General features: G+C 72.4%; 8 protein-coding genes. 4 read left to right on the plus strand and 4 right to left on the minus strand.

The window, feature by feature from the left end:
- Positions 1–19: 19 nt before the first annotated feature.
- Together ACYVC6_RS14400 and ACYVC6_RS14405 are read right to left on the minus strand one after the other, a co-directional pair.
- Positions 20–2,365 carry a LuxR C-terminal-related transcriptional regulator gene (locus tag ACYVC6_RS14400; RefSeq protein ID WP_460715067.1) on the minus strand — a complete coding sequence of 782 codons (2,346 nt, stop codon included), beginning with the start codon at positions 2,363–2,365 and terminating at the stop codon, positions 20–22.
- Positions 2,366–2,449: 84 nt separating this feature from the next.
- Positions 2,450–3,568 (minus strand): endonuclease/exonuclease/phosphatase family protein, encoded by a 1,119-nt coding sequence (locus ACYVC6_RS14405; RefSeq protein ID WP_460715068.1) that lies wholly within the window; start codon positions 3,566–3,568, stop codon positions 2,450–2,452.
- A gap of 550 nt (positions 3,569–4,118) precedes the next feature.
- Between ACYVC6_RS14405 and ACYVC6_RS14410 the strand changes: the two genes are divergently transcribed.
- Both ACYVC6_RS14410 and ACYVC6_RS14415 read left to right on the plus strand, forming a co-directional pair.
- Complete coding sequence (locus tag ACYVC6_RS14410; RefSeq protein WP_460715069.1) at positions 4,119–4,799, plus strand: LuxR C-terminal-related transcriptional regulator; 681 nt, start codon at positions 4,119–4,121, stop codon at positions 4,797–4,799.
- A 99-nt stretch (positions 4,800–4,898) separates the two neighbouring features.
- Entirely contained in the window at positions 4,899–5,282 is a 384-nt protein-coding gene (locus ACYVC6_RS14415; protein ID WP_460715070.1) for a response regulator, read from the plus strand.
- Here ACYVC6_RS14415 and ACYVC6_RS14420 read toward each other — a convergent pair.
- Positions 5,198–7,336: a sensor histidine kinase gene (locus tag ACYVC6_RS14420; protein ID WP_460715071.1), complete on the minus strand. Its 2,139-nt coding sequence runs from the start codon at positions 7,334–7,336 to the stop codon at positions 5,198–5,200. The two genes, ACYVC6_RS14415 and ACYVC6_RS14420, sit on opposite strands and share 85 nt — an antisense overlap.
- 1 nt (position 7,337) lies before the next feature.
- Positions 7,338–8,654, minus strand: a complete 1,317-nt coding sequence (locus tag ACYVC6_RS14425) for a sensor histidine kinase (RefSeq protein ID WP_460715072.1) — start codon at positions 8,652–8,654, stop codon at positions 7,338–7,340.
- A gap of 205 nt (positions 8,655–8,859) precedes the next feature.
- Between ACYVC6_RS14425 and ACYVC6_RS14430 the strand changes: the two genes are divergently transcribed.
- Positions 8,860–9,660, plus strand: coding sequence for an ABC transporter ATP-binding protein (locus ACYVC6_RS14430; protein WP_460715073.1), 801 nt, complete (start codon positions 8,860–8,862; stop codon positions 9,658–9,660).
- Between the two features lie 25 nt (positions 9,661–9,685).
- The gene (locus ACYVC6_RS14435) at positions 9,686–12,208 is read left to right on the plus strand and encodes an ABC transporter permease (protein ID WP_460715074.1); all 2,523 of its coding nucleotides are present in this window, start codon (positions 9,686–9,688) and stop codon (positions 12,206–12,208) included.
- Positions 12,209–12,268 lie beyond the last annotated feature (60 nt).

Raw genomic sequence — 12,268 nt, forward strand, 5'->3', positions numbered from 1 at the left:
TAGGTCGACCTTCGATCGCTCAAGGTTGATCCTGCTGCTCCGCGACCCAGCTGGCGACCTGGGACCGCGAGGTCATGCCGAGCTTGGTGAGGATGTGGTCGACGTGGGTCTCGACGGTGCGCGGAGAGATGACGAGCCGGGCCGCGATCTCCCTGTTGGTCAGCCCTTCGGCCAGCAGCCCGGAGATCTCCAGCTCGCGCCGGGTGAGCAGGCCGGACCAACCGGCCCTTTGCTGCCGGCTCGCGGCCGCGGTCGCGTCGCCCGGACCACCGTCTTCACCGAGGGCGAGCGCGACGGCCTGGTCCACCGTGCAGGACGCACCCTCCGCGAACGCCCGCTCGAAGGCGCCCGCGCCGATGGCATCGCGCACCCTGGCCGCCGACCGGCGTGCGTAGCCGGCGTACGGCGGGGGCTGGTCCGGGCGACCTTGGCCCTGGCTCGCGCGCCACACGGCCTGGGACGCTCCGAGGAGCCGCGCTGCCCTCGCGTCGGGTGACTGGGACGCGGCGCACCACGAGAGCGCCTGGACCCCGAAGCTGATGCCGACCAGGTCGCGGTGCGCCCGGAAGTACTGCATGCACTCGAGCAGGACCTCGACCGCTCCCTCGAAGTCGCCCGCGCGCCACCGCGCCATCCCCAACGAGCTCAGTGCGTAGGCCCGCGACATCATGGCCCCCTGCCGCTCCGCCAGCTCCAGCGCCTGGCGGCTGAAGTCCTGGTCGCGCGGGTCGTCGAGCAGGAAGGTGCCCAACGCGCGCAGCAGGAGCGTGTTGAACTCGCCGGCCGGCGTCCCGAGCGAGCGGAAGCGCGCGCCCGCGTCCTCCAGCAGTGCGATACCGGTGGGGAAGTCTCCGGCGTACAGCCGGGCGTGGCCACGGCACTCCAGGATCCGGGCCCGGAGCAGGTCGTGGTCGAAGCGCTCCGCGAGCTCGGCCGCCTCCGCCGCCATGGTCTCCATCCGGTCGGGTTCGCCGGTGACCATGGCCAGGTAGCCCGCCGCCCAGAGTGCCGCCGCGCGGCCGGGGGTCGGCTCCGTGGCGAGCTCGAGGGTGCTTTCCAGATGCTGAAGCCCCTCGCGCCGGGAGCCGGTGAACCAGAAGAACCAGAGCGGCGCGGCGATGTCGAGGCCGGCCTGTGCCTGGTCGCCGCTCTCCAGGCAGAACTCCAACGCCGCCCGGATGTTGCCGTGCTCGTGCCGGAGCCGGACCAACCAGGCCGTCTGGTCAGGACCGAAGCTCTCGGCCTCGAACCGCTGCGCCAGGGAGCGGTAGTGGTCGCGGTGCCGGGTGCGCAGGATGTGCAGCCGGTCGGCGTCGTCGACGCGGACGGCGCCGAACTGCCGCACGATCTCGAGCATCTCGTACCAGGCGCTCGTGTGATCGGTCGCCTGGCGGCGCACGATGATCGACTTGTTGACGAGCCCGGCAACCAGCTCGAGGACCTCGTCGCGATCGATCCCGTCGCCGCTGCAGACGTCCTCTGCCGCCTCGAGGTCGAAACCGCCGGCGAAGACCGACAGCCGCATCCACAGCGCCCGCTCCGCCGGTGAGCACAGGTCGAAGCTCCAACCGATCGTGGCCTCGAGCGTCTGCCGCCCGACCGGCGCGCCGGGCCGGGCGCCGGTCAGCAGCCGGAAGCGGTCCTCGAGCCGCTGGAGGATCTGTTCGGGGCTGAGGGCACGCAGCCACACGGCGGCCAGCTCGATGGCGAGAGGGATGCCCTCCAGCATCCGGCACAGCTCGAGAACAGTGGCCCGGTTGCTGTCGGCGATCTCGAAGTCCGGGGCCACCGCCAACGCACGGTCCAGGAACAGCCTCACCGATTCGCAGTGGGTGGCGTCGCCCGCCGGCGCCGCCGCGTCCGGCACCGAGAGCGCCGGCACCGCGACGATCTGCTCGCCTTCCACCCCGAGCACGTGCCGGCTGGCGGCCAGCACGCGCAGCCCCGGGGCCGCGGCCAGCAGCTTGCTCACCAGCACTGCACAGGCACCGGTGAGGTGCTCGCAGTTGTCGAGCACCACCAGCAGCTGCTGATCCTCCAGGTGCGCCGCGAGGTCGCCGGCCGGGTCGGCCGACACCTGGCGCAGCCCGAGCGCCTGGGCCACCGTGTGCGGGAGCAGCTGTGCGTCGTTGAGGGCAGCAAGCTCGACGAACCACACCCCGTCGGGGAAGCTGCGACGGACCTCGGCGGCCAGCCGCAGCGCGAGCCGGGTCTTGCCGACGCCACCCACTCCGGTCAGTGTCACCATCCGGTTGGTGCCGAGCAGCCGCCGGGTCTCGCTCAGCTCGCGTCGCCGCCCGACGAAGCTGGTCAGCTCAGCGGGCAGAGCGCCCCCGCCCGAAGCCGTCGCTCTCGTCGTCGCCATGCCGGACTCCCGCCGCCGTCGCCCGAGACAGCCACTGAGCCGATGCTATCCCCGGTGCGGGGCGACCCACCGTCGGCACATCGTTCAGCGGAGCCGCAGCGTCGCCACCACCCCGGCGTGGTCCGAGGGCCAGATCGGCCAGGACTGCGTCAGCGGCCGGAACGGCTCGTCGCCCACGACGTGCGCCTCGACCGTGCGGGCCTTGCCGTGGAGGAGGATGTAGTCGATCCGCTGGTGGAGCAGGGAGACCGGGTTGGTGAGTGTCTCGTTCTGCCCGGCGGTGTCGCCGGGGTCGCCGGGGTTCACCGCCCAGGCGTCGCGGAACCAGCCGGTGAGGAGGTCGTAGGAGTCGGTGGTGCTGCCGTCGGCGGCCGAGTTGAAGTCGCCGAGGGCGATGTCGACGCCGGGGCCCTTGGCAGGTCCGGCGAGGAACTCCCGCGCCTGCGCCTCCTGGATCGCGGCGAAGCCGGACACCTCGAGGTGGGTGTTGGCGACGTGGAACTGACGGCCACGGTACTTCGCGTCGATCGTCACCCAGCCGCGACCGAACGAGACCGGGGTGCCGCCGGGCAGCGGGAACGTCTGCTGGGCGGCGTACGTGCCGGAGCGGGCGTTGCGCCAGTGGAGCCCCGGGGTGTCGTCGTTGACAAGGATCACGTCCCGGTCCTGCAGCGTGACCACGCAGTCAGGGACCGGCACGACGGCCAGGCACCCGAAGCCCGGGGCGACGAGCGGCGCCGGGCCGATGTCGGCGTTGTCGGACACCCCCGCGACCTCGTAGTCCAGGCCTCGTGCCGCGAGGGCGGCCATCAGGATCTCCAGGAAGTCATAGCTGCGCGGGTGTGCGCTCGAGCCCGGGGTCGTCGCCTGGGCGATCCACTTCGTGACCTCCTGCAGGCCGATGACGTCGGGCTCGTCGGCCTCGATGAGGTCGGCGATCGCCTCGGCCCGGGTCGGGAAGTCGGTGAAGACGGCGGTGCCGTAGATCTGCGCGACCGCTGCGACGAACGCCGCCGGCTGCTGCTCCGGCGGCAGCTGGGCGACCCTCAGGGCCGGGTCGAGGCTCGACCCGAGGTAGAGGTTGTAGGACATGAAGGTCAGGTCGCGCGCCGGTCTGGGGTGCGCGCTGGCGGCCGTCGGCGCCAGCAGGGCGATCCCCAGCACCGCGAAGAGCAAGGCCCGGACAGTTGTGGTGGTGCGCATGGAGACCCTCCCAAGTCAGGCCCCGTGCTGTCTGTCACTGAAACACATCGCCGCCGGCCTTGCTAGGCCCACAAGCAGTGAAGAGGACCCGCGTGCGGTCAGCCGCACCCGCCTCGGGTGCTGACCCGCCCCCGGTAGAGAGGCGGTCCGCCCAGCGCGTGCGGCCGACCGAGCGGTGCGAGCGGTCAGCACGACCGACGTACGCAGGCCCCGAGAGCACGATCGGTTGCGTCGACACCACCGCCGACACGATCCGAGGAGAAGATCCCGATGTCCACCTTCACCGCTTCGCGACACGACACTCACAACCGACACAGCCACCGACAGGCACAGGGGTTCTGCACCGTGTGCGGCAGCACCTGGCCCTGCTGGGGTGCCCGGATCGACGACGCGAAGTCCGCGGTCATGCGGACCCACGTCTCGCTCGGGCTCCCGCGTTGCTGACCACCGAGCCGACCTGGCCCACCAGGCAGGGCCGGGCACCCCGCGACCATCGTCGTCGCGACGGCGCCCGGCCCTGTTGTGGTGTCGCGGCCCTAGAGTGACTCTCATGGCGGTGCGTGTCGTCTTCGCCGACGACAACTACCTGGTGCGGGAAGGGGTCAGCGCTCTCCTCGGCGAGGTCCCCGGGATCGACCTCGTCGAGACCGTGGCCGACCCGGAAGCCCTGCACCGGGCGGTGGTGCTCAACCGGCCGGACGCGGTGCTCACCGACATCCGGATGCCGCCCACCTTCACCACCGAGGGGATCGACGCGGCGAAGCGGATCCGCGCGGAGTTCCCGGCGACGGGCGTGGTCGTGCTCTCGCAGTATGTCGAGGAGGACTACGCGATGGCGCTGCTCTCCGACGGGGTCGCGGGGCTCGGCTACCTGCTGAAGGAGCGGGTGACCGAGGTCGACGAGCTGGTCAGGGCACTGGAGGAGGTCGCTCGCGGTGGGTCCGCACTGGACCCGAAGGTGGTGGAAGGGCTGCTCGCCAGGAAGGAGCAGCAGCCCGGTTCGGCACTCCACGGCCTCACCGAGCGGGAGCTCGAGGTGCTGCGGGAGCTGGCGACCGGGCGCAGCAACACCGCGACGGCAAAGGCCCTCTTCATGAGCGAGCGGGCCGTCGAGAAGCACGTGGGCTCGGTCTTCCAGAAGCTCGGCCTGGCCAACGAATCAGACGTCAACCGCCGGGTGATGGCAGTCCTCGCCTATCTCGAGGCGACCGGGGGCGTCCCGGGCCGTTGACTCGGGAGCGAGTCGGGACGGGTCGTCCCCGGCGAGTGTGCGGTCAACCCCACTGCCTTCCACGGCCCGCCGGTGGACGATGGGGACAGGAGGTGCGCCGTGCGCGAGGTACGAGTCCTGATCGTGGACGACCAGGAGCCCTACCGGCGCGCCATGGCGGCGGTCGTGGAGGCGACCGACGGCTTCGAGGTCGCCGGCTCGGCGACGACCGGGGAGGAGGCCCTGGTCGCGGCGGTAGAGGTGGCCCCGGACCTTGTGCTCATGGACGTCAACCTGCCCGGCATCGACGGCATCGAGGCGACTCGGCGCCTGCGTGCCGCGCCGGAGGCGCCGGTAGTCGTGCTGCTGTCCACCTACGAGGAGGACCAGGTCCACACCGACGGGTCTGGTGCCACTGCCTACATCCCGAAGGCGGCGTTCGGGCCGGACCGGCTCTCGGCCGTCTGGGCCGATGCCGACAAGACGTCCGGTCGCTCCGACTGACCGTCGTCCGGCGACCCTTCGGCATCGACGGCCAGGGAGGTGACGCCGGGCGTGGCCACGGGAATGGTCAGCACGAGCAGACCCTCGCGTGCCGCGAGGGCTCCACCCACCGCCTCGACGCGGTCCTCGATGCCCTGCAGGTCGATCCCGTCGTGGGTGCCGACGATCCGGAGGACCAGGTCGTCGCCGGCGGTCAGGAGGTCGACCGACGACGCCCCGGCATGGGTGCGCAACGCCTCCGTGCAGCAGAAGTACACCGCGGCCTCGACACGGGCGGAGTAGCGGCGGCGGGCGCTCTCGTCGATGGTGAGCACCGTGCTCGTGCCGGCCCGGGCGAGGAGCGAGCGCAGGGCTGGCTCCAGGCCGGACCTGGCGAGGTGGGAGGGGAACACCCCGCGGGTGAGGTCGCGCAGCGACTCCAGCGCACGGTTGGTCTGCTCGACCAGGTCGTCGAGGTGGGTGTCGCGCCCACGTGCCAGGTCGGCGCGCGCGCGACGGATCTCGGCCGGCAGCGCACGCAGCGAGGGGAGGACGTCGCGTGAGATCGCGGCCTCGAGCGCACGCCGGGCCGCGTCCTCGGCCGCGATGAGGCGCCGCCGCGACGCGGTCAGCTGGTCGGTGGTCCGAGCGAGGTCGGCGACCCGGTCGGCGACGGCGCCGGCCAGGGAGGTGTTGCCGAACGCGACCGCGGCCTGGTCGGCGAGCGCCTCGAGGAGGCGGTGATCGGACGGCCGGAGCGCGTGTCCGCGCGGCAGCACCACCGCGAGCCGCCCGAGCTCCCGTTCGGCGTTGACGACCGGCACCACCGCGACTCCCGCGGCCTCATCCGGTTCAACCGGCCACCATCCCCAGGTCGCGTGCACGGGCGCGCTGCCCGGCACGTCCAGGGACGCCCGCGCGCCCCGGGCGGAGACGGCACGCGCGGCTGCCTCGGCGACCGTCGAGAGCAGGTCGTCGGGGTCGGGCGCCTCCGCGAGCCGACGGCTGAAGTCGGCGAGGGCCTCGTAGGGCTGGGCGCGGGCGCCGTACGCCACCCGGTTGGCCAGCTTGACGACGTAGCGGCGCAGCGGCTGGAACGCCAAGGCGACCACCACCGTACCCAGCAGCGACAGCCAGAACCCCCCGGTCCGCCCCTCCACGAGCTGCCCGGCGGCCACCACGAGCGTCGTGTAGCCGACCGCGGCGAACGCGGCCCCGGAGACCACGACGACGGTCCGGTTGATGATCACGTCCAGCTCGTAGAGCCGGTAGCGGAGGGCGGCGAGGGCGAACAGGATGGGCATCAGGAAGAAGGACACGAACAGCGGCACGCCCGAGTACCAGGTCTGCTGTCCGCCGTTGACGGCCTGGACGACGGCGAGGTTCACCAGGCCGAGCGCAGCCAGCGCGGCCGAGAGCGCGACCAGACGAAGCTGTTGCCTCTCCTCGCCGCTGCTGGCGCGTAGTCGCTGGACCATGCACACCAGACCGAGGACCATCCCCAGGGTGATCAGCGTGAACCCGACGCTGAGCATCGTCACCCGCACCGCGCCGAGCCGCTCCTCGGCGTCCACCAGGTCGAAACCCGTGGGGTCGGCGGACACGATCGCCGCCAGGCACAACAGCGCGCCCACCCCCGGCACGACGGCGGTGCGCCGCCAGCGCCGCGAGAGGAAGTGACCGTTGGGCGCGAGCAGGAACATCAGCGCCAAGATGGCAACGACGATCTGTCCTCCGAACAGCTGCGCCACCCAGGCCGAGACGCTGCCGAGGGCGTCCGACCCGGGCCCGTCCGCCTCGAGCGTCCAGTAGGCGTAGGCCTCGGTGAGCAGTGACACCGATGTGAAGATGCCGACGCAGCTGAGCAGCCAGCCGATCGGGTGCCGCTCGTAGCGGGACACGATCAGCGCCCCCATCAGCGCGGAGCCGAGGCACGCTCCGTGGACCAACGGGAAGCCGTGGACGGCGATGGCCGTCTCGGATGTGAGCGACACCGCCTGCGCGGACACCACCACGTCCGCGGCCACCAGCAAGGCCGTTGCGACGGCGAGCGACCAGCCCAGGCGCGAGAGCACGTCAGCCTCCTGCCGCGGAGCCCGAACGCGCGGGTGCCGGGAGCACCACTCGCAGCCGGGTCCCGTGACCGGGTGAGGACGAGAGCTCCACGACGCCGCCGGCCGCGTCCACGCGGTCGCGGATGTTGGCCAGACCGGTGCCGACCTCGACCTGGGTGGGGTCGAACCCCGGTCCCTCGTCGGTGACCGTGATCCTCAGTGCCTCCGGCCCGGCGTCCACCTCGACGCGCGCGGCCGCGATGCCCGCGTGCTTGGCGGTGTTCTGGATGGCCTCGAGGGAGCAGAAGTACGCCGCCGCCTCGACGTCGATGGGATACCTCCGGTCGCCCCGCGACACGACCTCGACGGTTCCGTCGCCGACCACAGCGCGGAGCGCCGCCGCGACGCCTTCCGCCTCCAGCAGCGGTGGGTAGATGCCCTGGGAGAGCTGGACCAGCGTCGCCATCGCATCCGCTGCGGCGACCTCCTGCGCGGCCAGCAGCGCTTGGGCCCGGTCAGGCGCGGAGACCGCGAGGGTGGCGGCCAGCCGGAGGTTGACCGCCAGCGCGACCAGGTGTTGCTGGGCGCCGTCATGGATGTTGCGCTCGAGCCGGCGTCTCGCGTCGTCCTGCGCATCGACGAGCCGCTCACGTGACTCACGAAGCTCCGCCTCGCGGACGGACAGCTCGGCCAGCCGCTGCTCCAAGGCGGTGCGCAGCTGGACACCTCGGAGCACCAGACCGGCCTGGGCGGCCAGACCTGCGAACAGCCGCTCCTCCACCGGGGTCAGCGGCGCCCCGGGGCGTTCGCGCAGCAGGAGCAGCCCGAGCTCGTCGTCCCCGTGGCGGACCGGCAGCCGACGCGTGCCCGGGTCCCAGTCGGGCGAACGCATCAGCCGGGCCTCGGCCTCGGGCGGCCAGGTGGCCGCGGGCACGTGACGGCCCTCCATGGACACCCACACCTGGGCCCACGTGGCCCCGGTCCCCTCGGCCAGGACCCTCGCCATCCGCTGGGGGAGGTCGTCGGCCGGCTCGCTCGCGGCCACGGCGCCCGAGAACCGCCTGAGTGCGTCGTACGGCGACGTGCGGCCTCCCTGCGCCACGCGCGACGCCACCGTGTCCAGCCGGGTCAGGACCGGGTCGAACGCCAGGGCGACCACTGCGGTCGCCAGCACCGAGAGCCCCACGTGGGGACCGGACCCGCTCCCCATCAGCAGGCCGCCACCGACGACCACGACGACATAGGTCAGTAGCACGAAGGCGACCAGGCCGCCGGACACCAGGACCGCGGACCGCCAGCCGCGTCGTGGGCCGGGCCGCAGAGCCGCAGGCCACCTCATCCCTGCAGTGTGCTGAGTCCTGCCCCCGCCCGGTAGGGCGCTACCCACACCCGTGGAGGTGGGGTTGGCCGCACGGGCACCCCCCGGGGACCGGCGGCCAGCGCCGGAGGCCGTGCGCCCAGCCCGATCGCGTGCAGGTGCCGCGCTGCGGTCTTCTCGATGCAGACCGCTCGACCCCGGGCGGCACCGACAAGGAGATCCACACATGACTCTCACCACCACCCACAGGACGGGCGACACACCTGCCCACACTGCAGGCCGGACCGCTACCGCGGCGCCGACCGCACCGGCGGCCTCGGCGGTCGGCGTCACCAAGCTCTACGGCTCGGGTGACGCCACCGTCGCCGCCCTGGACGACGTGACCGTCGCCCTCGAGCGAGGCCGGTTCACGGCGATCATGGGGCCCTCGGGGTCGGGCAAGTCGACCTTGCTCCACATGCTCGCCGGTCTCGACCGCCCCACGTCGGGCGAGGTGTATCTCGGGAATACCGAGATCACCGGGCTGCGTGACAAGAAGCTGACCACCCTCCGGCGCGACCGGATCGGGTTCATCTTCCAGTCGTTCAACCTGCTGCCCACCATGACCGCGGCCGAGAACATCGTCCTGCCCATGCGGATCGCCGGCCGGCGGCCGGACGTGGCATGGGTCGCCTCGATCGTCGAGACGGTAGGCCTGGCCGGCCGGCTCGAGCACCGTCCGGCCCAGCTCTCCGGCGGGCAGCAGCAACGCGTCGCCGCGGCCCGGGCCCTGGCGTCCCGGCCGGAGATCGTGTTCGCCGACGAGCCCACCGGAGCGCTGGACTCGCGTGCGGGCGCCGAGCTGCTCGGCTTCCTCCGCACCGCGGTCAACGAGCTCGCCCAGACCGTCGTCATGGTCACCCACGACCCGACCGCCGCGGCGTACGCCGACCGGGTGCTGTTCCTCGCCGACGGCCGGATCGCCGACGAGATGCACGCCCCCACCGCCGACGCCGTCCTCGACTACATGAAGAACCTGGGAGCCTGACATGTTCACCGCAACTGTTCGAAGCATGGTGGCGCACAAGCTGCGCCTCCTTCTCACGACGGCGTCGATCGCGCTCGGCGTCGCCCTGCTCGCGGGCACCCTGATCCTGACCAACACGACAGCGACCGCGTTCGACATGCTGTTCGGCAAGATCGGCGCCGGCACGGACGCGGTGGTCCGCGCCGAGGCGCCGTACGCCCAGACCGAGGGCGTCGGCACCAACCGCGGGCCCGTCGCCGAGGATGTCCTCGCCGCGGTCCGTGGCGTCGACGGGGTCGCCGTGGCCGAGGGGTCGGTGCAGGGCTACGCCCTGATCACCGACACCGAGGGCCGCGCGGTCACCACCAACGGCGGCGCCCCGACCAACGGCTACAGCATGCCTGCCGACGAAGGCCTGCGCGGCGAGGTGGAGCTGCTCACCGGCCGCGCCCCGGCGAACGGGCACGAGGTCGCCATCGACGCCACGAGCGCCGAGGAACACGACATCCCGCTGGGCGCGACCATCAAGGTGCTGTTCCAGGGTCCGACCCAGGAGTTCACGGTCGTGGGCACGGTCGGCTACGGCGACGGGATCAAGGACCTCGGCGGCACCACGTCGGCGTACTTCGACACCGCCACGGCGCAGCAGGTCCTGGGCGCACCCGGCACGTTCGACCGGATCGACGTCAGGGCCGAACCGGGCGTGACCCAGGCCGAGCTGGCCGAGCGTCTCTCCCAGGTCGTCCCCGAGGGCGTCGAGGCGGTCACCGGCGCGGCGGTCTCGAAGGAGAACGCCGACGCGACGAAGGAGAACTTCGCGATCGTCGGCATCATCTTCGGCACCTTCGCCGGGATCGCGCTGTTCGTGGGGTCCTTCATCATCTGGAACACGTTCACGATGACGGTCTCCCAGCGCTCCCGCGAGATCGCCCTCCTGCGGGCGATCGGTGCGCGGAGGCGCCAGGTGCTGGGCAGCCTGCTGCTCGAGGCACTGGCCCTGGGCCTGCTGGCTTCGGCGGCGGGGGTCGGGCTCGGGATCGGTGTCGCCAAGGGCCTCAAGTGGTTCATGGACGTCATCGGGCTCGCCCTGCCGTTCACCTCGCTGCAGATCGGGATCGGCCAGGTGTGGCCACCACTGGCGGTGGGCACCGCCGTGACGGTGCTGGCGGCGATGGTGCCGGCCCGACGCGCCACCAAGGTGCTGCCGGTCGAGGCGCTGCGGGAGTCCACCCCGGGCGCGGAGAAGTCGTCGGCTCGTCGCGCCGTTGCCGGTCTCGTCGTGCTCTCCGGCGGCGTGGCGGCACTCCTGTGGTCGCTGTACGGCGACGGCGGCATGGCTCTGTTCGGGTTGGGCCTGGCCGGTGCCATGGTCGGGGTGATCGTGGCGCTCCCGGTCGCGGTGCGGCCACTGGCCGCGGCGATCGCCGCTCCGCTGCGGTTGCGCGGCCTGCCCGGCGAGCTGGCCAGGCAGAACGCGGTGCGCAACTCGCGGCGCACCTCCGCGACGGCGGCGGCCCTGATGATCGGCCTCACCCTGGTCGTGAGCATGGGCGTGTTCGCCTCGTCCTTGAAGGCGTCCTTCGGTGACGTGCTCTCCGACCAGGTCGACGCCGACCTCTACGTCGTCACCTCCAGCGCCCAGGCGCCCGGGTACAGCCCGTCGGTGCTCGCCGCGGTGGAGGGGGTCGACGGGGTCGACGAGGTCTCGGCGAACGGCTGGGGCCAGGCCCGCTTCGACGGGGCTGACTCCGGCTACTCCGCGATCGACCCGGCCACCGCGGCCGAGGTGCTGAACGTGGACGTGACCCGTGGCTCGCTCGCCGACCTCGGCGACGACGCGGTGATGGTGGCCGGGTCGGTGGCCGCCGAGCACGGCTGGAAGGTCGGCGACAGTGTGACCGCGGAGTTCGCGGAGACCGGGGAGCACACCCTCCGGATCGCGGCGATCTACTCGGGGAAGGGCTGGATCAGCGACGACTTCGTCGTCAGCCGGGCCGGCCAGGAGCTCCTGGCCGGACCCCAGCTGGTGACGGGTGCGTTCGTCACCGTCGCGGCCGGGGCGGACCGGGACGAGGTCCAGGACGCCATCGCGGCGGCCCTGGCCGACCACCCGGACGCCAAGGTGCTCGACCGAGCCGGGTTCGAGAAGGAGGCCGGCGGGTTCATCGACCAGCTGCTCACCTTCATGACGGTGATGCTGGCGCTGGCCGTGATGATCGCCCTCCTGGGGATCGTCAACACCCTGGCGCTGTCGGTGTTCGAGCGCACCCGCGAGCTGGGTCTGCTCCGCGCGGTCGGTATGACGCGCGGCCAGGTCCGGGCGATGGTCCGATGGGAGTCCGCCGTGATCTCGCTGATCGGTGCGGTGGCCGGTGCGGGGCTCGGGATCGGTATCGGGCTCGCGATGTCGCAGATCCTCAAGGACGAGGGCATCAAGTCGATCTCGGTCCCGGTGCTCCAGATCGCGATCTACGTCGCGGTCGCCGCAGTCGCCGGTGTGCTCGCCGCAGTCGGTCCGGCCAGGGTGGCCGCCAAGGTCGACGTCCTGCGAGCCGTCGTCACCGACTGACCCGTCAGGCAACGGCCCGGTGGTCCTCGGGGACCGCCGGGCCGCTGCCGGTCCGGACCG

The organism is Nocardioides dilutus (assembly GCF_054779555.1).

What these genes read in the sequence shown, in the direction of transcription:
- ACYVC6_RS14400 (WP_460715067.1), bottom strand. Translation starts at nt 2,365, where the DNA reads ATGGCGACGACGAGAGCGACGGCTTCGGGCGGGGGCGCTCTGCCCGCT.
- ACYVC6_RS14425 (WP_460715072.1), bottom strand. Translation starts at nt 8,654, where the DNA reads ATGAGGTGGCCTGCGGCTCTGCGGCCCGGCCCACGACGCGGCTGGCGG.
- ACYVC6_RS14430 (WP_460715073.1), top strand. Translation starts at nt 8,860, where the DNA reads ATGACTCTCACCACCACCCACAGGACGGGCGACACACCTGCCCACACT.
- ACYVC6_RS14435 (WP_460715074.1), top strand. Translation starts at nt 9,686, where the DNA reads ATGGTGGCGCACAAGCTGCGCCTCCTTCTCACGACGGCGTCGATCGCG.
- ACYVC6_RS14405 (WP_460715068.1), bottom strand. Translation starts at nt 3,568, where the DNA reads ATGCGCACCACCACAACTGTCCGGGCCTTGCTCTTCGCGGTGCTGGGG.
- ACYVC6_RS14410 (WP_460715069.1), top strand. Translation starts at nt 4,119, where the DNA reads ATGGCGGTGCGTGTCGTCTTCGCCGACGACAACTACCTGGTGCGGGAA.